This is a genomic window from Streptomyces sp. NPDC001381, from assembly GCF_042895685.1.
GTDB lineage: Bacteria > Actinomycetota > Actinomycetes > Streptomycetales > Streptomycetaceae > Streptomyces.
Genome location: NZ_JBIAWO010000010.1, coordinates 202,367 through 224,910 on the forward strand (window position 1 = coordinate 202,367; position 22,544 = coordinate 224,910).

Annotated in this window: 18 protein-coding genes; 13 read left to right on the plus strand and 5 right to left on the minus strand. The window is 72.5% G+C overall.

The features are described 5' to 3' along the window. Positions 1–279: 279 nt before the first annotated feature. The 5 genes from ACFY2L_RS32740 to ACFY2L_RS32760 all read left to right on the plus strand — a co-directional run bounded on the left by ACFY2L_RS32740 (position 280) and on the right by ACFY2L_RS32760 (position 7,215). Positions 280–573: a DUF503 domain-containing protein gene (locus ACFY2L_RS32740; protein WP_390662563.1), complete on the plus strand. Its 294-nt coding sequence runs from the start codon at positions 280–282 to the stop codon at positions 571–573. Positions 574–633: 60 nt separating this feature from the next. Continuing rightward, on the plus strand, positions 634–1,083 hold the full coding sequence (gene rbfA / locus ACFY2L_RS32745; protein WP_390662564.1) for a 30S ribosome-binding factor RbfA: 450 nt from the start codon (positions 634–636) through the stop codon (positions 1,081–1,083). Then, entirely contained in the window at positions 1,080–1,985 is a 906-nt protein-coding gene (gene truB / locus ACFY2L_RS32750; protein WP_390662565.1) for a tRNA pseudouridine(55) synthase TruB, read from the plus strand. Before rbfA ends, truB begins: the two co-directional genes overlap by 4 nt. A 258-nt stretch (positions 1,986–2,243) precedes the next feature. After that, positions 2,244–5,801 (plus strand): trypsin-like peptidase domain-containing protein, encoded by a 3,558-nt coding sequence (locus tag ACFY2L_RS32755; RefSeq protein ID WP_390824161.1) that lies wholly within the window; start codon positions 2,244–2,246, stop codon positions 5,799–5,801. Between the two features lie 463 nt (positions 5,802–6,264). After that, positions 6,265–7,215 (plus strand): bifunctional riboflavin kinase/FAD synthetase, encoded by a 951-nt coding sequence (locus ACFY2L_RS32760; RefSeq protein WP_390662567.1) that lies wholly within the window; start codon positions 6,265–6,267, stop codon positions 7,213–7,215. Positions 7,216–7,324: 109 nt separating this feature from the next. Here ACFY2L_RS32760 and ACFY2L_RS32765 read toward each other — a convergent pair whose 3' ends face one another. The 3 genes from ACFY2L_RS32765 to eccE form a co-directional block, all read right to left on the minus strand. Continuing rightward, positions 7,325–10,633, minus strand: a complete 3,309-nt coding sequence (locus tag ACFY2L_RS32765) for an SCO5717 family growth-regulating ATPase (protein ID WP_390824162.1) — start codon at positions 10,631–10,633, stop codon at positions 7,325–7,327. Between the two features lie 254 nt (positions 10,634–10,887). Further along, positions 10,888–11,658 carry a hypothetical protein gene (locus ACFY2L_RS32770; protein WP_390824163.1) on the minus strand — a complete coding sequence of 257 codons (771 nt, stop codon included), beginning with the start codon at positions 11,656–11,658 and terminating at the stop codon, positions 10,888–10,890. After that, positions 11,655–13,010, minus strand: coding sequence for a type VII secretion protein EccE (eccE, locus tag ACFY2L_RS32775; RefSeq protein WP_390824164.1), 1,356 nt, complete (start codon positions 13,008–13,010; stop codon positions 11,655–11,657). Before eccE ends, ACFY2L_RS32770 begins: the two co-directional genes overlap by 4 nt. 160 nt (positions 13,011–13,170) lie before the next feature. Between eccE and eccB the strand changes: the two genes are divergently transcribed. The 7 genes from eccB to ACFY2L_RS32810 all read left to right on the plus strand — a co-directional run bounded on the left by eccB (position 13,171) and on the right by ACFY2L_RS32810 (position 20,380). After that, complete coding sequence (gene eccB / locus ACFY2L_RS32780) at positions 13,171–14,694, plus strand: type VII secretion protein EccB (protein WP_390824165.1); 1,524 nt, start codon at positions 13,171–13,173, stop codon at positions 14,692–14,694. A 14-nt stretch (positions 14,695–14,708) separates the two neighbouring features. Then, positions 14,709–15,950: a type VII secretion-associated serine protease mycosin gene (gene mycP / locus ACFY2L_RS32785; RefSeq protein WP_390662572.1), complete on the plus strand. Its 1,242-nt coding sequence runs from the start codon at positions 14,709–14,711 to the stop codon at positions 15,948–15,950. Positions 15,951–16,156: 206 nt separating this feature from the next. Continuing rightward, positions 16,157–16,591: a hypothetical protein gene (locus ACFY2L_RS32790; protein ID WP_390824166.1), complete on the plus strand. Its 435-nt coding sequence runs from the start codon at positions 16,157–16,159 to the stop codon at positions 16,589–16,591. After that, positions 16,591–18,267: a hypothetical protein gene (locus tag ACFY2L_RS32795; protein ID WP_390824167.1), complete on the plus strand. Its 1,677-nt coding sequence runs from the start codon at positions 16,591–16,593 to the stop codon at positions 18,265–18,267. The genes ACFY2L_RS32790 and ACFY2L_RS32795 overlap by 1 nt, the downstream gene beginning before the upstream one ends. Positions 18,268–18,399: 132 nt before the next feature. Next, on the plus strand, positions 18,400–19,569 hold the full coding sequence (locus ACFY2L_RS32800; protein WP_390824184.1) for a S8 family serine peptidase: 1,170 nt from the start codon (positions 18,400–18,402) through the stop codon (positions 19,567–19,569). Positions 19,570–19,656: 87 nt separating this feature from the next. Further along, on the plus strand, positions 19,657–19,998 hold the full coding sequence (locus ACFY2L_RS32805) for a WXG100 family type VII secretion target (protein WP_390662576.1): 342 nt from the start codon (positions 19,657–19,659) through the stop codon (positions 19,996–19,998). Positions 19,999–20,077: 79 nt separating this feature from the next. Further along, positions 20,078–20,380: a WXG100 family type VII secretion target gene (locus tag ACFY2L_RS32810; RefSeq protein WP_390662577.1), complete on the plus strand. Its 303-nt coding sequence runs from the start codon at positions 20,078–20,080 to the stop codon at positions 20,378–20,380. A gap of 76 nt (positions 20,381–20,456) precedes the next feature. Here the strand turns inward: ACFY2L_RS32810 and ACFY2L_RS32815 are convergent, their stop codons facing one another. Beyond that, positions 20,457–21,011 carry a hypothetical protein gene (locus ACFY2L_RS32815; protein WP_390824168.1) on the minus strand — a complete coding sequence of 185 codons (555 nt, stop codon included), beginning with the start codon at positions 21,009–21,011 and terminating at the stop codon, positions 20,457–20,459. A gap of 168 nt (positions 21,012–21,179) precedes the next feature. On the opposite strand from ACFY2L_RS32815, the gene ACFY2L_RS32820 reads away from it, so the two are divergent. Continuing rightward, positions 21,180–21,626 carry a hypothetical protein gene (locus ACFY2L_RS32820; protein WP_390824169.1) on the plus strand — a complete coding sequence of 149 codons (447 nt, stop codon included), beginning with the start codon at positions 21,180–21,182 and terminating at the stop codon, positions 21,624–21,626. Between the two features lie 282 nt (positions 21,627–21,908). On the opposite strand, the gene ACFY2L_RS32825 is transcribed toward ACFY2L_RS32820, so the two are convergent. After that, entirely contained in the window at positions 21,909–22,451 is a 543-nt protein-coding gene (locus ACFY2L_RS32825) for a hypothetical protein (protein WP_390824170.1), read from the minus strand. Positions 22,452–22,544 lie beyond the last annotated feature (93 nt).

Sequence of the window (22,544 nt, forward strand, 5' to 3'; positions counted from 1 at the left end):
CTACGTGTTGGGGTGGGGGGGGGGGCCCCACCCCGGGTGTTTGGGGGGGGGGGGGGGGGGGCGGGGGGCCCCGGGGCCCGGCCACCGCGCCGTGTCCCGGGGGCTACCGCCCCCGGACCCCCGCCGTCGGCCCCGGAGGGGCCTCGTCCTCACCCGCCGGACGGCCGCGCCGAAACCCCGTCGAGCCGACCGCGGGTTCGGGGTACCGTTCTTGATGCCCCTGTCCCATACGGCCGACAGGGTCATCGATCCCGTACCGGCGGGTGAACCGGCAGATACATGTACGTGGGGACTCTGTCCTTCGACCTCCTCCTGGGCGACGTACGGTCGCTGAAGGAGAAGCGCTCCGTCGTCCGCCCCATCGTCGCCGAGCTCCAGCGCAAGTACGCGGTGAGCGCGGCCGAGGTCGACCACCAGGATCTCCACCGCAGGGCCCGGATAGGCCTCGCCGTGGTCTCCGGTGACGCGGAGCACCTGACCGACGTACTGGACCGGTGCGAACGGCTCGTCGCCGGCCGCCCGGAAGTGGAGCTGCTGTCGGTCAGACGCCGCTTCCACGGCGAAGACGACTGACCGCAGAACCGAACAGCAGCAGACAAAGCAAGCGAAGCAGGAAGAACGGGAGACGGAGCAGTGGCCGACAACGCGCGCGCCAAGAGGCTGGCGGACCTCATCCGAGAGGTGGTGGCGCAGAAGCTGCAGCGCGGGATCAAGGACCCGCGGCTCGGCTCCCACGTCACCATCACGGACACCAGGGTCACCGGTGACCTGAGGGAGGCGACCGTCTTCTACACCGTGTACGGGGACGACGAGGAGCGGAAGGCGGCCGCCGCCGGACTGGAGAGCGCCAAGGGCATCCTGCGCTCCGAGGTCGGCCGCGCCGCCGGCGTGAAGTTCACGCCCACCCTGGCCTTCGTCGCCGACGCCCTCCCGGACACCGCCCGCACCATCGACGACCTCCTCGACAAGGCGCGTGCCGCCGACGAGAAGGTCCGCGAGGCGTCCGCGGGCGCCGGGTACGCCGGCGAGGCCGACCCGTACCGCAAGCCCGGTGACGACGAGACGGACGACACCGCCGAATGAACCGCAAGACCACCGCGCCCGACGGCCTCGTCATCGTCGACAAGCCGTCGGGCTTCACCTCCCATGACGTCGTGGCCAAGATGCGGGGGATCGCCAGGACCCGCCGCGTCGGTCACGCCGGCACGCTCGACCCCATGGCCACGGGCGTCCTCGTCCTCGGCGTGGAGAAGGCGACCAAGCTCCTCGGGCACCTCGCCCTCACCGAGAAGGAGTACCTCGGCACCATCCGCCTCGGCCAGACGACCCTGACGGACGACGCCGAGGGCGAGATCACCGCCTCCGTCGACGCCTCCCGGATCACCCGGGACGCCGTCGACGCCGGGATCGCCAAGCTCAGCGGCGACATCATGCAGGTGCCGTCCAAGGTCAGCGCCATCAAGATCGACGGCGTGCGCTCGTACAAGCGGGCCAGGGAGGGCGAGGACTTCGAGATCCCGGCCCGCCCGGTGACCGTCTCCTCCTTCGCCGTGTACGACGTCCGGGACGCCGTGGCCGAGGACGGCACGCCCGTCCTGGACCTGGTCGTCTCCGTCGTCTGCTCCTCCGGCACCTACATCCGTGCCCTCGCCCGCGACCTGGGTGCCGACCTCGGTGTCGGCGGCCACCTCACCGCCCTGCGCCGCACCCGCGTCGGCCCGTACAAGCTGGACTCCGCCAGGACGCTGGACCAGCTCCAGCAGGAGCTGAGCGTGATGCCGATCGCCGACGCCGCCGCGGCCGCCTTCCCGCGCTGGGACGTGGACGCCAAGCGGGCCCGGCTGCTCACCAACGGCGTCCGCCTGGAGATGCCCGAGGAGTACGCGGGCGCCGGCCCCGTCGCCGTCTTCGACCCGGAGGGCCGCTTCCTGGCCCTGGTGGAGGAGCAGAAGGGCAAGGCCAGGAGCCTGGCCGTGCTGAGCTGAGCCGCCCCGGCCCGCGCAGTGCCCGTGGAGCGGCGGACACGGGGTGGTCCATCGCCCCGCCGCTCCACGGTCCCCCCTCGGTTCCCCCCACCCCTAGGGTGTATCCAGCGCCCCCAGTTCATTCACCCGTCCGGCCAGGCGCTCGGAGTGAACCGAGGGAGCGCAGGGGGGCGCGTTCGCCCCGGTACCTGTTTTCTTGATCACCGCGCGCCTACCGTCGAGCCTGAGGACACACGGGCACGGCGGGGAGGTACCACGATGGCGGGACGGGGCCCGCGGACCGACGACGGACACCGCGCACCCACCGAAGCGCCCGGCGCCGCCCACCCCGCCCCCGGTGCCTCTGGCCGTGTCGCCCCGAGCGCCCTTCCGGGCCCCGCCCACCCCGACGCCTCCCTCGTCCGCATCCGCGATGTCGAGGGACGTCCGCGCGGCACCGGCTTCGTCGCCGACCACCTCGGCACGGTCGTCACCAGCCACGAGGCCGTCGACGGCCTGCCCCGCCTCGTCCTGTACGGCGCCGGCGACCGCGGCTGCGCCGTCACCGCGGACGCGGTCACCCCGCTGCCGGAGCTGGACCTGGCCCTCGTCCGCACCGAAGGCCTCGGCCTGGACCCGCTCCCCGTCACCGTCCGGGAGCACATCGGGACCGGTACGTACGTCCGGCTGGCCGCGGGCTGCTGGCGCGAGGCCCGGGTGCTGGGCGCGACGCAGGTGACGTACCCCGCCCCGGGCCGCCCCCACCTCGTCGACGGCGCCCTGGAGCTGGCGATCGGCACGGCCGGCCGGGACGCGCTGCGGGCGGGCGGCGGCGCGGCCGGGGGACCGGTGCTCGACGCCGGGACCGGTGCCGTCGTCGCCGTCCTGGGCACCGCCCTCCGGTCCGGCGACCGCGACGCCGGCTTCGCCGTACCCCTGCGTCCCGCCGCCGCGGGCCCGCTGGCCGGCCTGCTCGCCCGCAACGCGGCGACCGTGCCCGCGTACGGCGCCGACCTCAACCTCGCCGGAGTCCTGGAACTCACCGCGGCCGCGGTGAGCGCGGACGGCCCGCCCGGCGCCCTCTCCGGCTGTGCGGGCGGACCCGGCGCCGGAGCCGTGGAACCGGTCGAACGCGCGCGCACAGCAAGGGAGTTCGCCGCCTTCCTCACCGGCCATGCGGCCGTGCTCGGCCTCGTCGGCGCACCGGGCAGCGGCCGTACGACGGAACTCGCGGCCCTCGCCGCCCGCCGCGGCCGGGGCCCGGAACCCGCTCCCACCCTGTGGCTGCGCGGCGCCGATCTGAGGGACGAGGACGACTCGGTCGCCGACGCGGTCCGCCGGGCGCTGACCCGGGCGGCCCGCATCGTGGCGGCCTCGGCCGGAGTGAGCCCCGCCGCCCTCGGCGACCTCGGCCCCGACCGCCTGGCCCGCCTCGCGCACGCCGCCGGCCGCCCGCTGCTCCTGCTGCTCGACGGCCCCGAGGAGATGCCGCCCGCCCTCGCCCACCGCACGGCCCACTGGACCGAGGGCACGGCGCGGTGGCTGCGGGAGACGGGGGCGCGGCTGACGGTGGCGTGCCGGGCCGAGTACTGGGAGGAGGCGGGCACCGGGTTCCCGCCCGAGATGCTGCACGACGGCCGGGAACCCGGCGGGGGGACCCCGCCCGGTGCGCTCCCGCCCTGCGTCCCGCTCGGCGACCTCACCCCGCGAGAAGCCCGCGAGGCCCGTGCCCGGCACGACGTTCCCGGCACCGCGCTCACCGGCCCCGACGCCCGGCACCCCCTCACCCTGCGGCTCCTCTCCGAGATCCGCGCCGCCCAGCCCGCCGCCCTGCCCGCCGCCCCCTCGGCCACCCCGGTCGACCGCGACGACGTCCTGTCCGCCCACCTCGACCTGATGTGCCTGCGTGTCGCGGTCCGTCTCGCCGCCGAGAACGGCCTGTGCGGCACGGCAGTGCGCCGGCTCGCGGCCAAGGTCTCCGGCCAGGTGCACGAGGCCGCCCGCCGCAGTCTCGGGCCGGGACAGGGCGAACTGGACCGGGCGTCGTTCGAGGCGCTGTTCCCCCGGGGCCCGGCGCCCGCCCGCCTCGGCGGCGGCACCGGCTGGGCGTCCGCCGTCCTCACCGAAGGACTCCTGGTGCCCGCCGGCAGCGGCTACCGCTTCGCCCACGAGGAACTCGCCGACTGGATCCAGGGCCTCCACCTCGACCTGGACGGCGCCCTGCGCGCCCTGGTCCACCGGCGCACCCCCGGAGGCGACCACCCGCTCCCCGTCCCGCACCACCGCATCGGCCCCGTCGTCCAGGCCCTGCTCCACCTCGCCCGCAGGCAGGGCATGGCCCACCTCCTCGTCCGGCTGGAGGAGCTGACCCGGGCCCTGGAGGCCGACCCCTCCTCCTGGTGGGCCGCCCGGCTGCTCGCCGAGACCCTGCCGCGCGTCCCGGACGCGACCCCGTACGCCGGAGTGCTGCGCCTGCTGGCCGACCTGATCGCGGCGGGAGGTGAACGGGCGGTCCGGCGCCCCGAGTTCGGACCCGGCTTCTGGACGCGGCTCGCCCTCCCGGCCGAGCTCCGCCTGGACCTGCTGCGCCGGCTGGTCCTCGCCGACGGGCCGCCGGACGACCTCGGCGCCCCCCGTCATCTCGACGCCGTCGCCCGTCTCCTCGCCGCCGACGCCACCGCCGTACAGCCGTGTCTCACCCGCTGGTTCGACGACGACCGGCCGCTGCCCGCGGCCCCGCACGCCACGGTGGCGACGGCCGCACAGGCACTGCTGCACACGCACCGGCACCGGGCGCCGGACGACCTCACCGAGGTCCTCGTCGGCTGCGAGCACCGCCGGGCGGACGAACTGCTCGCCGTGCTGGCGGAGGACGAGCCGTCCGCGCTGTGCCGGGCCGTCGACCGGTGGGCGCGCGACGAGCGGCCCGCCCGGCGGGCCTCGGCGGTGACGTACGGTCTGCGCGCCGCGCCCCAGGTGACGACCGAGACCGACCGGGCGCTGCTGCGCCACGCCGCCCTCACCCTGCTCGCCCGCCCCGCCGACTCCCCCCTGCACGGCGGCGCGCTCGCCCTCCTCGTCCACGACCCCGAAAGCCGGGCCCGCCATCTGCCCCGGGCGCTGGAGCGGTTCGCGGCGGCCGATCCGCACCTGCCGCCCACGGCGCTGTTCACCGCGCTCGCCACGCATCCCGAGCCGGTCCTGGACGCCGTCCGGGCCCGGCTGGGCAGCCCCGGGGAGTCCGGGGCGGACGGCATCCTGCGCGCGCTCGCCGATGCCACCCCGCCCGGACTCGCCCGGCGGGTCGCCGCCCTCGTGCGGGACGCGGTGGCACGGCGGCCGGAGACCGCCGGTGACGTGGCCGCGTACGTCGACCGGCGCCTGGACCAGGGTCCGGCCGTCCGTGCCGTGCTCTTCCCGCTGGTCACAGGCCTGCTCGACAGCAGCGGCCCCGAGCGGGTACGAGCCGCGCTGGCCGGCGTGCTGCTCGCCCCCGGCACCCCGGACTCACGTCCGCTCCGGCGCGAACTGCTGGATCTCCTGCTGGCGCAGGAGCACGCGCCCGCCGTTCTGGACGCGGTGCTGCACGCGGTCCCGCAGCGCGGCGGAGCGGAGCTGCGCGCGCTCGTCCACCGCACCGGGCAGCTCATGGCCCGCACCCCCGACGGCGCCACCCGCTTCGACCGCGGCCTGGTCGAGCTGGCACGGCAGGTCCCGGGCTTCGCCGCGCAGCTGGCCGGCTGGCTCACCGAGGCACCGCAGGACTGGGCCGCGGTGATCGCCCCCGGGACGCGCCGCATGCTGGAGGACCTCGCGGGGGTGCGGGTGCCCGCGTGACCCGCGTGACCCGCGTGACCCGCGTGACTGGCGTGACTGGCGGGGCGCCGGGGCGTGCGCAGGCGCCCGGGACGCAGACGCGCCCTGGGTCCGGGCATGTGCGCGTGCGGAGGGGGGTGCCTGGGGTGGGGCATGTGCCCGTGTGGAGGGGTGAGCCCGGGGCCGAGCGCGCGTCCGGGTCCGGCATGTGCCCGTGTGGGGGGGTGTGCTGGGTCCGGGCACGTGCTCGTGTGCGGCGGTGCGCCCGGGGCCGGGCATGTGGCCCCCGTGCACGCGGGTGCGCCCGGCTCCGGGCATGGGCCGGGGGCCGAGCACGCGCCCGGGGCCGTGGATTCCCCTCCGGCGCACGTGGGCCGAGTCACAGCCTCCATGCCGATGCGGGCGGGAAGCACCCGGCATGGCACCCTTAGACCTGCGCAAGAGGCAACGGAACATACGGACACGGGTTCGAGGAGCGGTCACAGTGCAGCGCTGGCGTGGCTTGGAGGACATCCCCGAGGACTGGGGACGCAGCGTCGTCACCATCGGCTCTTACGACGGGGTCCACCGCGGGCACCAGCTGATCATCCGGCACGCCGTGGACCGCGCCCGAGAGCTGGGCGTCCCCTCCGTCGTCGTCACCTTCGACCCCCACCCGAGCGAGGTCGTCCGCCCCGGCAGCCACCCGCCGCTGCTCGCCCCGCACCACCGCCGCGCCGAGCTGATGGCCGACCTGGGCGTCGACGCGGTTCTGATCCTCCCCTTCACGACCGAGTTCTCGAAGCTGTCCCCGGCCGAGTTCGTCGTGAAGGTCCTGGTCGACAAGCTGCACGCCAGGGCCGTCGTCGAGGGCCCGAACTTCCGCTTCGGCCACCGGGCCGCCGGGAACGTCGAGTTCCTCGCCGAGCAGGGCAAGGTCTACGACTTCGAGGTCGAGGTCGTCGACCTGTTCGTGTGCGGGGAGGCAGGCGGCGGCGAGCCGTTCTCCTCGACCCTCACCCGGCGCCTGGTCGCCGAGGGCGATGTCGCGGGCGCGGCGGAGATCCTGGGCCGGCCGCACCGCGTGGAGGGCGTCGTGGTGCGCGGCGCCCAGCGGGGCCGCGAGCTCGGCTTCCCGACCGCCAACGTCGAGACGCTGCCGCACACCGCGATCCCGGCCGACGGCGTCTACGCGGGCTGGCTGCACGCGGGCGGCGAGGCGATGCCCGCCGCGATCTCCGTCGGCACCAACCCGCAGTTCGACGGCACCGAGCGCACGGTCGAGGCGTACGCCATCGACCGCGTCGGCCTCGACCTGTACGGCCTGCACGTCGCCGTGGACTTCCTCGCCTTCGTGCGCGGCCAGGCGAAGTTCGAGTCGCTGGAGGGGCTGCTGGAGCAGATGGGCCGGGACGTGCAGCGCTGCCGCGAGCTGGTGAGCGCGGCGTCGGAGTAGCCGACGACGGCTCTGTGAACGGCCGAAGGGCGGCCGGTGTCCTCGGACACCGGCCGCCCTTCGTTCATGGCCGCACGCGCTCGGCAGCGGGGCCGCTCCGCCGTCGCCGTTACTGCTGCGGGGGCGGCGGGGGCGGTGCCTGGCCGCCGTCCTGCTGCGGCGGGACGGGGGCCTGCGGCGGCTGCGGGTAGCCGTAGCCCGGCGGCGGCTGGGGCGGCTGGGGGTAGCCGTAACCGGCCGCCGGCTGGGGCTGACCCGGCTGCGGCGGATACGGCTGACCCTGGGGCGGGTAGGGCTGCCCGGGCTGTCCTGCCTGCGCCTGCGCCTGCGGCGGGTACGGCTGGCCCGGCTGCGGCGCGGGGGGCTGCGGCTGCCCGTACGCCTGTCCAGCCTGCGGCGGGTACGGCTGACCCGGGTACGGCTGACCCGGGTAGGGCTGACCCGGGTAGGGCTGACCCGGGTACGGCTGGCCGGGGTGGGGCTGTGCTGCTCCGGGGTGACCCGCTCCGGGCTGTCCCGGTCCGGGCTGACCGGGATACGGCTGGCCCGGCATGGGCCGGCCCGGCATCGGCGGAGCCGCGATCGGCGGCGGGTTGCCGTCGCTGGTCCACAGGCCGTGCATCTGCTGATGGCGGACGAAGTCCTCCGCGACCATCGCCGCCAGGTTGAAGTACGCCTCCCGCACCTTCGGCCGCATCATGTCGAGGTCGACCTCGGCGCCGGCGGCGAGATGCTCGTCGAAGGGCACGACGACCACGCCGCGGCACCGCGTCTCGAAGTGCGACACGATGTCCTCGACCTTGATCATCTTGCCGGTCTCGCGCACCCCGGAGATGACGGTGATGGACCGCGAGACCAGCTCGGCGTACCCGTGCGCGGACAGCCAGTCCAGCGTCGTACTGGCGCTGCTCGCACCGTCGACCGACGGCGTCGAGATGATGATGAGCTGGTCGGCGAGGTCCAGCACCCCGCGCATCGCGCTGTAGAGCAGGCCCGTGCCCGAGTCGGTGAGGATGACCGGGTACTGCTTGCCGAGCACGTCGATCGCGCGCCGGTAGTCCTCGTCGTTGAAGGTCGTGGAGACCGCCGGGTCGACGTCGTTGGCGATGATCTCCAGGCCGGAGGGGGCCTGGGAGGTGAACCGCCGGATGTCCATGTACGAGTTGAGGTACGGGATCGCCTGGACGAGGTCACGGATGGTGGCCCCGGTCTCGCGGCGCACCCGGCGGCCGAGCGTACCGGCGTCCGGATTGGCGTCGATCGCGAGGATCTTGTCCTGGCGCTCGATGGCGAGGGTGGAGCCGAGCGCGGTGGTCGTCGTGGTCTTGCCCACGCCGCCCTTGAGACTGATGACCGCGATCCGGTAGCAGGACAGCACCGGCGTGCGGATCAGCTCCAGCTTGCGCTGCCGCTCGGCCTCCTCCTTCTTCCCGCCGAGCTTGAAGCGGGAGGCGGAGGCGGTGGGCCGACCGCTCTTCGCCTTCTGCTTCTTGTTGTTGAGCAGCCGGTCCGAGGACAGCTCCACGGCCGCCGTGTAACCCAGCGGCGCGGCACCGGGGTTGACCGGCTGCCGCTGGTCGTGCTGGATCGCCTGCGGCCAGGCGGCACCGGCCCGGGGGTCGACGGGCTGCTGCGGGGCGTGCGGGGCGTGCGGGGCTTGTCCGGCCTGAGCGGGGTCCGGGGCGGGCGCCGGGGAGGGACCGGGCGCCTGGGGCCCGTGCGGGGCGGCTCCGTGCGGCGGCTGCCCCGGGAAGCCCTGCGGAACTCCCTGGGCGTCCGCCGCCGGGCTCGGGTGCGGCTGCTGCGGTGCCTGCGGGGCGGGCGGCTGCGGGAAGCCGTACGCGCCGGGCGTGTTGGGGGCGGGGGGCTGCGGGAAGCCGTAACCGCCCTGCGCGTGGGGCGCGGGGGGCTGCGGGAAGCCGTAACCGCCCTGGGCGTCGGGAGCCGGGGGCTGCGGGAATCCGTAGCCCGGCTGGGGAGCGGCGGGCGGCTGCGGTGCCGGTTCCGGTGCGGGTGCCGGTTCTGGTGCGGGTGCCGGGGCGGCCGCTGGGGGCTGCGGGAAGCCGTACGCGGGCTGCGGCGGAGCCGGGGGCGCCTCGGGACCCGGCGCGTCGGGTGCCGTCTGCGGCTGGACGGGCGGCGCGACGGGCGGCTGCTGGGCTGCCGCGGGGTCCGCCTGCTGCGGCTGCGGCTGGGCCGGCCACTCGGCCGCCGGTGCGGGAGCCGCGGGCTCGTACGACGGCGGCAACGGTGGCAACCCACCCTGCGGGACCGGCGGCGGAGCCCAGGCGGGCGGCGCGGCGGCGACCGGGGGTTGAGGCGTCCCGTCCTGCGAAGCGGCGGTGTCCGACGACTCGGCGGGCTCCGAGGGCTCGGGTGCCTCGGCGGAGTCGGGTGCGTCGGCGGAGTCGTGCTGAGCCGCCGGTTCCTCAGCGGCGGTGCCCTCGGACTCGGGGTCCGTCGGGGCGTCGGCGTCCTGAGCCACCGCCTCACCGGAGGTGTCCGCCTCGGCGTCGGTGGCACCGTCGTCGGCCGAACCGTCGGGGGCCGCGGCCTCGGCGGCCCCGTCGGTCTCCTCCTCCGCGACCGCGGCGGCTTCATCGGCCGGCTGCCCGTCCGCCTCCGCGCCCTCGGCCTCTGCCGGGCCGGTCTGTTCGGCGATCTGGCGCTTGAGGGCGACCGGTGAGAAGCGCATCGTGGCGCCGCTCTCCAGGTCCCCGCTCTCGGAAGGCCCCTCATCGGCGGCCGGGTCCGGCGCAGCGGCCGGGTTCGGCGCAGCGGCCGGCGCCGGCGTCTCGGCCTGCGGCGGCTGAGGCTGCTGCGGCTGGAACCCGCCGTTCGCCGGAAGCCCGGGCACGGCGACGGGCTCCCCCGTCGGAGGCGCGAACGGCGCGAACGGAGCGGGCGGCGCGGGAGGGGGAGCGAACGGCGCGGGAGCGGCCGGCGGCGTGGCGTGGGGAGGGACCGGCGGTGCGTACGGCGCCGCGGGCACGGCGTTCGCGGGCGCCGCGGTGGCCGGAACCCCGGGCATCCCGGGCACACCCGGCACACCCGGCGGAGCCGGAACGTGAGGAGCCGGAACGTGAGGAGTGGGGGCGGGAGCCGGAGCCGGCGCCGGTGGCGGAACGAAAGCCGGAGCCTGCGGGGCCGGAGCCGCCGGAGCCTGAGGGTTCGGAATCTGAGGATCCGGATCCGGAGCCGGAGCCGGAACGGGTGCCGGCGGTCCCGGCGGAGGTGCCGCGCCCGAGCCCCCTCCCGCGCCCGCCGCCGGACCCCCGCCCGCGTTCTGCGTGTACCAAGCGGGCGGCGCGTAGTCGATGGTGAACTCGCCCGTCATCTCGATGGCGGATTCCGCGTCGGGCTGGTCATCGCCGGGTGTGGCCCAGCCCCCGCGCGTCCCGTCCCGATCGCTGCTCACAATTCCTCCTGGTGTGGTCGAGCACCCTCATGCACGCCTGTGCCGTGCCGGGGCGCGACCATGTCTCGTCGTACGCAGTGGTTTCGAGGCCGTCCGAGGTCGTCCCACGCACCGGCCCTCCCCGGGGACGTCGACACCCACCCCATGGTTTCCGGCACCGCGCCCCACACCAGCCTAATCATCAGATGCCCCGCCCCGGCAGGCCCGCCCACTCTCAGAAGCCGACAAAGGCTGTGAAAGGCTCCGCGGCCCCGTCAGTCCATACGCCGAGGCGTGCCCAGCAGCCCGATCTCCGCGTCCGTCGGCTGCGTCATCACGTACTGCCGGTCGCGGTCGGCGCACCACAGCGTGAAGCCGTCCACCAACGTGGGCAGCGCCTCCACATGCTCCCGGGGCAGCGCCAACGCACGGCCCACCTCGGCGGCTTCGTCGGGCGAGATCCGCTGCACGCCGACCAGCCGGGCCTGCCGTATCAGGCGCGGCGCGACCGGGCTGAGGTACGGCAGCAGGGTCAGCACGGACTGCCAGGGACCGGACGCGACCCGCCCGCGCGGCGGACGCATCCCGCAGTCCCGCACCACCAGCACCGGCGTACCCGCCGAGGCGCCCTGCGGGGGCACCCGGCCGACCTCGTACACCGCGAGCCCGTTCTGCCCGCCGCCCATCGCGTGCACCATCTGCACCCAGGCCTGCGGCCGCCCCGTCTCCACGGCCACGCGCGCCCCGGTCGCCGCCGCTCTGAGGGCGAGGACCTGCGCGGTCCACAGACCGCCGATGAGGACGACGTCGTACGGCGTCGGCCGGTTGAGCCCGAGCACGGCCGGCCGCCCCTCGGTGTCGACCCCGACGACGACACCGTCGTCCCCGATGGGCAGCGCGAGCGCGTCCAGTTGGCCGGCCGTCACCTGGTGCCGGCCGTGGCGCGGGCCGAGCAGGCCGAAGCCGGTGCGCAGGGAGCGGTCTCCCCGCCGGGGTGCGGGGCGCTCCGGGCCGCCGGGAGCGGTGGCCGCCCCTGTCGTCGTCACCTGACTCCTCCGAGGGGCAGCGTGGCCAGGACGCCGGGCACCTGTTCCCGGTCGAGGCGGGCCAGCCCCGCACCGGCGTGCCGGGCCGCGCCCTGCACCGCCCGCCGGGTCGCCACCAGTTCGTCGTCGCTGCGCCCGGTCACCCTGAGGTGCGCGGAGAGGGACACGTCCTGCCGCTCCCCGCGGGCGAGGGTGACACTGAACGTCGTGGCGAGCGCGGGGACCGCCGTCACCAGGGCGATGAACTGCGGCAGCGAGGGCGCGTTGGCTCCCCCCAGCGCGGGCCACCGGCGCAGCCAGTACGTCGTGTGCCGTCGGTTGTCGCACCGCCAGCTGCGGCCGGACTCCTCGGTCCGCCGCTCCAAGGCCCCGGTCCGCCCGGCCTCCGCCGTCACCAGCGGGTTGGCACAGGCCGAGGTGGCGAGCGCCGCCGTCAGCTGCTCCTCGTCGAGGACGGTCGCACGGAACCCGGCGCCGGTCAGCCGGCTCGCCAGGTGGTCGGCGGCCCGTACAACACACTTCTGCGCTCCGACGAGACCACCGCCGCGGGCGGCCACGGCCTCCGGACACAGTTCGGGGTCCAGCTTCAGCGCGATCCAGGTGATGCGGACCGCGGGCGCGCCCGTCTGCTCCTGCAGCGGCGCGTAGTTGGTCACGGCCACCGACTGCGGGGGCAGGTGCAGGGCGGGCGCGGGCTGGGTGTGCAGCACGATCTGCGCGGACTCCAGGCGGATCCCGTCCACGTCGAGCGCGTCGCGCACCAGCGAGAGCGGCAGCGGCTGCCGGTTGCGGTCGGCGCGCAGCGCCGTCGCGTCCGCCTCGACCTGGAGGACCGCCGTGACGAACGTGCCGTCCCCGACGATTCCGACAGGCCTGCGGTCACGGCCGCCGTAGGCATAGGTCCGCAGGCTCGGATCGCATTCCAGGGCGGGTCCGAAACCGGGTTCGGTGCCGGGCGGTATCTCGAACTTCGCGGCCAGTCGCTGTCGCGTCTTCAACGCCCGTGCCGTGGCCAGCCATTCCGGGAGGGAACGGCCGCGGCGCCGGGCGACGGACAGCGCCACCACCACGACGGCGACCACACCGGCGACCGCCAGGGCCACCGGGCCGATCACCCAGCCGACGAGCAGCACGGCCGCCGCGATCTCCCACAGCACGAGGCGTTGCAGCCGGAATGCCCCGGCCTGCCCCGAACGCGCCTTCAGATGGAGCGCGCCCGGTGTCGCGGGCCGCTGCGACGCCTCCGGCGGGGACGCTGGGGAGCGCCGCGTCCGTGACCGGTCACCGGAGCGTTCGCGCGTTCCCGAAGCCCTCACTCCATCCCCCCCGTTCTGCTCACGACTCGGCCGCATTCCAGCACCGCACAGGGCACTTGACGGCGCAGGAACCCTACCCGCTCCGCCGACCCCCACCGATACCAGGCATAGTAGGGGGCCGCTCTGACATCGGGGGGCGGGGCGCTGCGGCCCCGCGAGTGCGGCCAGGACGGAAAACGGGGAGAGACAAAGACAGATGGCATCCCGGCGCGATCAGCTCAATGCCTACACCTTCGCGAAGCGCCGTATGCTCGCGGCCTTTCTGCAGTCGTCACCCGACGGTTCGGACGAGGGCGCACCGCGGCCGCTGCGTTCGGTCCTCCCCGGCATCGTCGTCGGGGTGGTCGTCATGGCCGTGTTCGGGGCGTGGGGCATGTTCAAACCGGCCGCGCCGCAGGGCTGGGACGAGCCGGGCGCCAAGGTGATCATCGCCAGCAAGTCGACCACCCGGTACGTGGTGCTGAAGACCGGCGGGGAGACCCAGCTCCACCCGGTCCTCAACATGGCCTCCGCGAAGCTGCTCCTCGACGCCGACCAGGGGGACGTCGTCACCGTCGCCGAGTCCGTTCTCGACAACGGGAAGATCCCGCACGGGGTCACCATCGGCATCCCGTACGCCCCGGACCGCCTGCCCTCGGCGGCCGAGGCCGGCAGGACCAAGCGCTGGGCGGTCTGCGAGCGCCCGAGCGCGGGCGGCGACTCCGTACAGAAGGCCGCGCTGATCCTCTCGGCCCAGGACATCGAACGGACCGAGGGCAAGGAGCGCCTGACCGGCGGTCAGCTGCTGTACGTCGCTGACCCCGACGACCAGCGCTACGTCGTGGACGCGGCCGGGCGGGCGTACCCCCTCGACAAGACCGACGAACTGCTGCTGCGCGCCGTCGTCGGCTCCCACCGCAAGCCCCAGCGGGTCTCCGCGGAGTGGCTGGCCACCCTGCACCGGGGCGACCCGATCACCTTCCCGGCCGTCGAGGGCGAGCCGGGCGACCAGGCCGGCGCCCCGGGCCAGCTGGACGACGCCACCGACAGGGTCGGCATGGTGCTCAAGGCGTTCGACAACAACTCCGAGCAGTACTACGTCGTGCTGCCCGGCCGGGTCGCCCCCGTCTCCGCGTTCGTCGCCCAGCTCCTGCTGTTCAGCGAGGACCTGGCCCCGCTCGGCCAGGCCGGTCACGCACGCGAGGTCAGTCCCGGCGCGATCGTGCCGGGCAAGGCCTTCGGCACCGGGCACCGCTGGCCGTCCGAGGACCCGGTCCCGGTCAACGAGGCGTCGGCGGCCCAGGGCAGCCGCAGCACCATCTGCTCCGTCCTGCGCGCCGTGGACGCCGGCTCGGGCGCCACCACCCTGAGCACCTGGGCGGGCACCGACTTCCCCCAGAAGCTTGCCACCGGATCCTCCAGCGCCTACGTCACGCCGGGCTCCGGCCAGCTCTACCGCCAGTTCCAGGGCGAGGAGACCAAGGCGGGACCGGTGTTCCTGGTCACCGACACGGGCCTGCGCTACGTGCTGCAGTCCAACGGCGACAGCGCCACGGACGACGCGGGCATCGGCACCACCGCCGAGCAGCGCGAGCAGCGCCGGCAGGAGGCCCGGCAGGCCCAGACCCTGCTCGGCTACAAGGACGTGGACCCCGCGCCGATCCCCGCCGCGTGGTCGGAGTTCCTTCCCACCGGCCCGCGCCTGTCGACGGCGGCAGCCCGCCAGCCGCAGGGCTCGTGAGAAGGAGGGCGAGCGTGCTTCGTACGACACTGGTGGCGGCCGCGGCCCTGCTCACGACGGCCACGGTCCTCGCACCCCCCGCGGCCGCCGCGGACAAGCTGCCCTACTCGGACCAGTGCCAGTTCCCCAACGGCCTGTACCCGGGCCGCCCCTGGTCACTGCAGCGCGTCCAGCTGGACGAACTGTGGAGCCGGTCCAAGGGGAAGAACGTCCGGGTGGCCGTCATCGACACCGGCGTGGACGTGAAGAACCCGCAGCTGGCCGCCGCGGTCGACGTCAAGGCCGGCCGCAACCTGCTCCCGAAGAACCTCAAGGACGACAACGGCGACCCCGTCGAGCGGGGCAAGGAGAACGGCACGACGGACACCGTCGGCCACGGCACCAAGGTCGCCGGCATCATCGCCGCCCGTCCGGTCGACGGCACCGGCTTCGTGGGCCTGGCACCCGAGGCGACGATCATCCCCGTCCAGCAGAACGACGCGGAGGGCCACGGCACGACGGACACCCTGGCCACCGCGATCCGGTACGCCGTCCAGGCCAGGGCCGACGTCATCAACATCTCCCAGGACACGTCCGACGCGGTGAAGCCGTCGTCCGACCTGGAACGGGCCGTCGACGAGGCGCTGGCCCGGAAGATCGTGGTCGTGGCCTCCGCCGGCAACGACGGCCTGGGCGGCAACGTCAAGAAGACCTACCCCGCCTCCTATCCGGGCGTCCTGGCCGTCGCCGCTTCCGACCGCAACAACGAACGCGCCTCCTTCTCCCAGTCCGGCGACTTCGTCGGCGTCGCCGCCCCCGGCGTCGACATGATCTCCACGGTGCCCCAGGGCGGCCACTGCTCCGACAACGGGACGAGCTTCTCGGCGCCGTACGTCGCGGGCGTCGCGGCGCTGATCAAGGCCAGGCACCCGGACTGGACGGCCCGTGAGGTCGTCGCCCAGATCGAACAGACCGCGGAACGCACCATCGCCGGTCACGACCGCCTGGTCGGCTGGGGCGTCGTCGACCCCGTCCGCGCCCTCACCGAGGACGACCGGCCCGTCGAGACCCCGACCCCGGAGACCCTCGCAAGGGCCGAGGCCCCGACGGCCGCCGAGTTCCACGCCGGCGAGACCCCCGACGAACGCAACACCCGCCTCGCCACCTACGTGGCCGTGGCCGCGGCGGTCCTCGTCGCGGGCCTCAGCGGCACGGCGGTGGCGATCAGGGACGCGCGTCGACGGGCGCGCAGGGTCGCGGGGGCGGAGGAAGGGTAGGCGCCGAGCGCCCCCCTCGGACCGGCGGCACCGTCCCTGACGCGCCGTGAACTCCCCGCACAGTGCGGCCGGTTCGCAGCACACTCGTTGCATATGGCAGTTGGGGCTGTCAGTGGAAGTCACTAGAGTGGTCGTGTTGCGGTCATGAACACTTGAGAGGCGTGGGCTGCTCAGGACGGCAGCGGACAACGGGGAGGGAAAGCTTCGTGCTTCCTGCAGACATGGGCGGGGGTGCCGCCGACGTACGGCGTGGTCTGATGGCGCTTTCGACCTTCAAGAAGCGTGTGGACGACCTGCTGACCGCCTTCGAGGGCTCGGCGGGCGGCTCGTCCAAGGTCGCGGCTCACCGCCTGACGGAATCCGCTTTCGGCACGGGGAACTTCCCGGAAGCGAAGGCGCTCCACCTGGAGTACGAGCGCGTTCACGAACGCATCACGACGCTCTCCAAGTCGCTGGTTCTCCAGCTGGAGGCGATGCAGATCGCCGTGCACGGCGTGGACGTCACCTTCGACAACCTCGACGACGACCTCCGCTACCGGTTCCACGAGATCCGGTCCGAGGTCAACCAGGACCGCGACGAGATGCTGCACGAGGAGATCAAGCGCGACAACGACGCCGACCACACTGACGCGGGGTACTGATGAGCGGCGACAAGAAGCCCGACGAATACCAGGCGGAACGTCAGGACGCGGCCCAGCAGAACACCGGCGTCGACGACGCCGTGAACAAGGCGGCGGTGCTCCACCTCGCCGCGCCGGGCAGCCCTGGTGGGTTCGGCACGACCAGCTTCGAGCACTACGAGCTCAACCAGATGATCGACATCGTCGAGTCGGCGGACCCGGAGGCCCTGGAGAGCGCGGGCAAGGCCCTGGTGGACGCCCGGAACGCCATCAACGACGCCGCCGACGAGCTCAGCCGCAACCTCGGCCAGGTCGACTGGGAGGGCGAGGCGCACACCGCCTTCTACACCTGGGGCATGGACCTCACCACCACCGCCCTCGCGCTCGCCGGCTACGCCGACGAGGTGGGCACGCAGATCATGGCGGCGAGCTCCGGCCTCGCCTCCGTACGCAAGTCCATGCCCCCGCGCGACAACCGCACCGACCCCAAGCCGCTCGACAAGATCCCCGAGACGAAGCGGGTCGACAGCAACGACGAGTACACCGCGGCGGTCACTGCGGAGAACCACCGCCAGGAAGCCATCAACCAGATGTACCGGCTGGCGTCGTTCTACACGGTGTCGAGCGGGATGATGTCGCTGGCGGAGGAACCGGTGTTCCCCAAGATGCCGGACGTGGGGGTGCCGGAGCCGCCGCCGGGCTATCAACTTCCGGTTGAACCGGGCGCCGGCCAGGGATCACTTTCGGCCTCGAACTCGAACAATTCAGACCGCGCGCACACGAGCACGTCGGCCACCGGGATTGGACCCTCACATCCCGGCGAACAGTTGCCGTCGCACAAGGCCGTGGACGAGGCCGTCACATCTCCGGAGCGTCACATCGGTACGGAGATCGACAGCGTCGGTACCTTGCCGCCGCAGGAGACCTTGAAGCCGACGCCCGTCACACCGCCGTCGACGACGGGCCCCAATGTGACTGCTGGCGGAACTCCTCCCCCCTTCGCCCCCATTGGGACGCCTCCTCCCGTGCGGGGAGCTACCGGGCGTACCTCTGGCTTCGGCGGCATGCCGGGAAGCAAGGCTCCCGCTTCGGTGCAGGGGCGCGCCGGGGGCGTTCAGGGCCGCATTCCGGCGGGGCGTACAGGTACCGGTCCCGTGGGGCCCATGGGCCGCGCTGCAGCGACTGGACAGGCAGGCGGCCGTGCTGCTGGTCCCGTCGGGCGGGGCGTGGTCGGTGGTGCACCGAAGAACGCTGGGCCTGCGGCCAGGCAGGTCGGCGGTACGCCACGCGGGCCAGTCAGTGGCTCAGGCGCCACGAACCCTGGACGGGCAGCCCCCGGACGCACCGGCGCTGGGCGCACGACCGACGGAGTGATCGGCGGAAAGCCCGCCACCGGAGCCACCCCTGGCGTCAACGGTTCCCGGGTGCCGCGTGGCACGGTCGTCGGTCGTGAAGGAACGCCCGCCTCGCCCGCCACAGGGGAGAGGCCCGGTCGGCGTGGAGTGATCGGAGCCCCGAATTCGTCGACAGGCACGGGACAGGCCCCCGGCCGTCCCGTAGGTAATCCTGACGGCGTGGTCGGAACGCCGAAGGGACGGACACCCGGGGCTCGCCGTGGCCCTGCGGGCAGTCAGGGTTCCAGCGAAACGCGTGGACGCCGCGACGAACGGCCCGACAGACCGTCATCGACCGACTGACCGGAAACATCGAAGACAGAAAGAGGCGTGGTGGCAGGCAACAGCCGGCGTGGCAGGTGGAGCACGCCCTTCGCGGGACGAAACAGGAGACGGGTTTCCGCCGTCTGTTCAGCGCTGGGCGCCTTGGCCGTCATGTCGGCAGGCGTGGCTCCGGGTGCGGCGGCCACGGAGGTCCGGTCCCAGCAGTGGTACTTGTCAGCAATGAAGGCTGACGAGATGTGGAAGGTGAGTACGGGCAAGGGCGTGAAAGTGGCCGTTGTCGATACGGGAGTCGACCCAGACACTCCGTCACTCAAGGGGCAAGTGCTTGTCGACGAGGTCCCAAAAGCGCTCGCCTATAAGGCGACTGAGGACTACCTGGGGCACGGGACAAGCATGGCGGAACTCATCGCCGGCACTGGTGACGGAGGCGGCCTTATGGGCCTTGCTCCGGGTGCGAAGATCGTTCCATACCGGATCGAGCTAAAAGGTCTGAAAGGCAAGACTGACAAGGAGAAGGCTCCTGATGTGGCGGCGGTGGTCAAGGCCATCGCGGACAGCGACGTCAAGATCATCAATATGTCGTTCACTGGCGGTATCGACGACCCCGATGTGAGGGCGGCGGTCAGGTACGCCCAATCCAGGGGAAAGTTGATGTTTGCTGGCACAGGAAACGATGCTGAGGAGAAGAATTTCATCGGCTACCCAGCCGCATACCCCTACGTGGTGGGCGTTGCCGCATCAGACGAGTCCGGAACGGTCGCGAAGTTCTCGGAGCACGGCAACTACGTCGACTTCGCGGCCCCTGGGCTGCACATCCCCACCTGGTGTGACAAGACGTTGCGCTCGTACTGCACGAACAAGGGCACCAGCCAGTCCACTGCCATCGCCTCTGCCTCCGCCGCCCTCGTCTGGTCCGCTCACCCCGACTGGACAGCCAACCAGGTCCTCGCCAGCCTGATCGACACGGCCGGACGTGACTGGGCGAAGGACGACCCGAGCACGTACCTCGGATACGGCCTGATCCGCCCCCGCAAGGTGCTGGAGAACAGCGACTACAACCCCGGCCCGCCGGCCACCGACCCGCTCGCGAAGGAGAACGCGGCAGGCGTCGAGGGCGACACGAGTGCCGCGCCCTCCGCTTCCGCGTCAACCTCGCCACAAGCCCCCAAGGACACTTCAGGCGGGTCGACTTCGGCTGCGGCATCAGACGCGGACTCCTCCGACAGCACCACGATGTGGGTGGCGCTCGGAGCCGCGGCGGCAGTCCTGGTGATCGGCGGCGGCGCCTTCGCGGTGATTCGTTCCCGACGAAGCGCATGACCATCACGCACGACAACCAGTCACACCTTTCCGGTGCACTGACGCGCAGGGAAACGAACCACAGCTCTCACGAAAGGGAGTGCCGAAATGGCTGACGGCCGCAAGCTCGATGAAGGCCAGGTAGCGAAGCTCCAGACGGAGATCATCGATCGCTACGACAACATCAGGGCTTCGCTGGCGAAGCTCCAGGGGACGATCGACATGATCGAGAAGGCGTGGACCGGCCAGGGCGCCAACGCGTTCAACTCGAAGCAGTCGGAGATCAACGTTCACATGGCCGGGATCGGCCGGATGCTCGACGAATTCCTCGAGGGCATCAACATGAACAAGACCGACAAGCGCAACCTCGAGGACCAGATCGAGGCCGACATCAAGAAGATCTCCATCGAGGACCTCGGTGGAAAGAACTCGGCGCTCAACAGCTACTGACGGGTTTTCGGCGGCGGGGTGCCGCACCGTCGACCGGGCTGCGCAGTCCGGCTGAAATCGGCAACGAAACGAGGGAAACATGTCCGGAGCCCACTACGACGACCTTGCCGTGACGTACGGCACGATGGACGCGCTCGCGACCGAGCTCGGCGACCAGGCCAAGAAGCTCGAGGACGACCTCGAGGCCCTGCGGAAGGCCGTACTCGACGTGTCCGCGGGCTGGGGCGGCTCGGCGCACGACACGTTCGCCGGCAAGAGCAAGCAGTGGGAGGGCCACGCCCGGGCCATCCACTCGGCGCTGCTCCAGATCTCGCACCTGGTCCACACCGCCGGCGGTGACTACCGCGGCGGAGACCTGAAGGGCGCCAGCTACTTCCAGTAGGAAGGGCCCCTGCACAAAACCGGGGTGGGCACGCACGGGAGGTGCCCACCCTGTGTGTTTGCCCGTACGAGTCCTTCTACTCAGCACCCGCCTTGCACTCCGCCGAATCCTCCACCTCCTCGGTGTAGACGACGATGAGGCGCTTCATGGCTTGGGCGTCCTTGTGCTCCGAGCCCTCTGCCTGGATCGCGGTGTACAACTCCTGCTTGTACTTGGCGTCGACGCACTTCTGGGTCTTACCGAAGGCCTGATTGCCCGAGTACCGGAACCTTCCTTCGTCCGCCGACTGCTCGGGGGTGTCAAAACTCTGCCGGGCTGCGAAGTAGGCCGTTGTCCGTCCCTCTTCCAGCCACGTCTGGGCAGTGGTCAAGATCAACTTCTTGTCGACGGCGACCTGGCAGCCCTTGGCCCCCGCATACGATTTGTCTCGAACGGAGATGTCCTTCCCCGCAGGCAGGAAAGGGGCCAGATCTTCGCTGTTCACCGTGATTCCGCACAGGTTGCTCGGAACCGCGTACTCGCGCTTCTCCTCCTCGCCGGCGCACCCTATGAGCAGGGTTGCAAGAGCGGTGGCCAGCGTGATTGCCGCGGCAGCACGGTACTTGGCTGAGGTCGTTCGGTGGGTGTTCATCCGTCTCTCTCTGGAGCCCAAACGTGGTCAGAAGTCCGTCATACTGCCGGGAGCTTCGAGAACGGCCTCCTCGCCGAACGAGACGAGACCCTCGCATCGTGATCCACCTCAACTGGTCCACAGGTATTGACAATTACTCCACAGAACCAGGGTGGGCACGCACGGGAGATGCCCACGCTGAGCTGTGACGGCACCATCAAGGAGCTGGACCTCGACGCACTGCCCGGTACGGCGGCTGAACTGCGGGAGCTGTCGCCGGAGTGCGCACCGGCGAGTCAACCAGGCTACGAGGACCTGCACGTCTCGTGCCGCCGTTTGCAGGACATCCCGCTCCCGCACGGCGGGGCCCTACCGCTGGTGCGCCGCTGCGGCTGCGCCTGCCACCACCCCGCCGACAGGAGAAGGGAAACGGCGAACTCCGGCATCCCGCGCGAGCCGGGTACGGCCCGTCCGACGCTGCACGCCTACCGCGCGGATCGCAACGGGCGGCGCGTCAGCCCGACCCGGACCCGCGTCCTTGGCGGCGGTGACACGACCGGACTGCGGGACTCCTGGTCGCGACTGCCTCGGCGCTGCATCTGGTGCTCGGAGGGCGGGGGCTCGGCAGGCAGATAGGCCTCTCTTGGACGCTGATTCCGTCGCCTGAAGGGAGAAAGGTCGAGACCAAATTTGGGTCCACTGGGACACCGCACAGCGCGCTGGGCGCGTCGTACTTCTTCTGCTCGCCCGACTCCGAGCAGCTGACGAGCATGCCGAATGCCGCGAGCATCATTGACGTAGCCGTGACTCGCCGCACAAACAACTAGAGAGCCTCTCATTCTGTTGGAGCCACTGAGGTAGATCTTGCCGATCCTGTTGTCGATCAGGGCCAGGGGGACAACCATCCGCTTGTGGGTCTCACTGGGTGCACTCCTCTGAAACGCCGACGGCTGCTGCGTACGCCCTTATGAGCTTGAGCATGTCCGCCGCCTGCGCATTGTCGTGCGTCACCCTGACAGAGGCCCACAGTGACGCTCGGCCCGCTTCGACTTTGGCGCAGTCGACCTTGCCGACCGCTCCGGTCGCCGAGTAGATGTACCTTCCCTGGTCGCTCTGCTGATCCTGCGGGTCGACAGCGAGCGCGGACTCGGCGACATCAGTCGCTGTCGTCTCGACTGCCCAGCGTTCCGTGCTGGCAGAAAGGACGGATTCGCCGTCAACATGAACGCGACAGCGCGTGGTGCTACCCGAGGACTCCGGATGTTCCGTAATCGTTTCCCCCTCCGGGAGCAGGGGCTTCAGCAAGTCCTGCGGAACATCGATCCCGCAAAGCGACTCGGGGACCGTGTATTTCTTTTCGGGCGACGAGCACGCGGCTACCGACAGCAGCGCGGTCATTGCGGCGACAAAGGCGATACTGGTGTGAGCCCTTGGCCGCGAGGCGTTGCGGATGTTCTTCACGGGATCCCTTTGCTCGGATGGTGAGAGACGCTCGGAGAGTCAGACGGGGGGGGAGCTTGGCGCCCCGTCGGCGTGCCGCCGGTTCCAGGGCGC

Bases quoted from the DNA above. Each gene is read 5' to 3' on its own strand.
- ACFY2L_RS32740 (WP_390662563.1), top strand. From the start codon at position 280: ATGTACGTGGGGACTCTGTCCTTCGACCTCCTCCTGGGCGACGTACGG.
- truB (WP_390662565.1), top strand. From the start codon at position 1,080: ATGAACCGCAAGACCACCGCGCCCGACGGCCTCGTCATCGTCGACAAG.
- ACFY2L_RS32800 (WP_390824184.1), top strand. From the start codon at position 18,400: ATGTCGGCAGGCGTGGCTCCGGGTGCGGCGGCCACGGAGGTCCGGTCC.
- ACFY2L_RS32805 (WP_390662576.1), top strand. From the start codon at position 19,657: ATGGCTGACGGCCGCAAGCTCGATGAAGGCCAGGTAGCGAAGCTCCAG.
- ACFY2L_RS32810 (WP_390662577.1), top strand. From the start codon at position 20,078: ATGTCCGGAGCCCACTACGACGACCTTGCCGTGACGTACGGCACGATG.
- ACFY2L_RS32795 (WP_390824167.1), top strand. From the start codon at position 16,591: ATGAGCGGCGACAAGAAGCCCGACGAATACCAGGCGGAACGTCAGGAC.
- ACFY2L_RS32820 (WP_390824169.1), top strand. From the start codon at position 21,180: ATGCCCACGCTGAGCTGTGACGGCACCATCAAGGAGCTGGACCTCGAC.
- ACFY2L_RS32755 (WP_390824161.1), top strand. From the start codon at position 2,244: ATGGCGGGACGGGGCCCGCGGACCGACGACGGACACCGCGCACCCACC.
- eccB (WP_390824165.1), top strand. From the start codon at position 13,171: ATGGCATCCCGGCGCGATCAGCTCAATGCCTACACCTTCGCGAAGCGC.
- eccE (WP_390824164.1), bottom strand. From the start codon at position 13,010: ATGCGGCCGAGTCGTGAGCAGAACGGGGGGGATGGAGTGAGGGCTTCG.
- ACFY2L_RS32815 (WP_390824168.1), bottom strand. From the start codon at position 21,011: ATGAACACCCACCGAACGACCTCAGCCAAGTACCGTGCTGCCGCGGCA.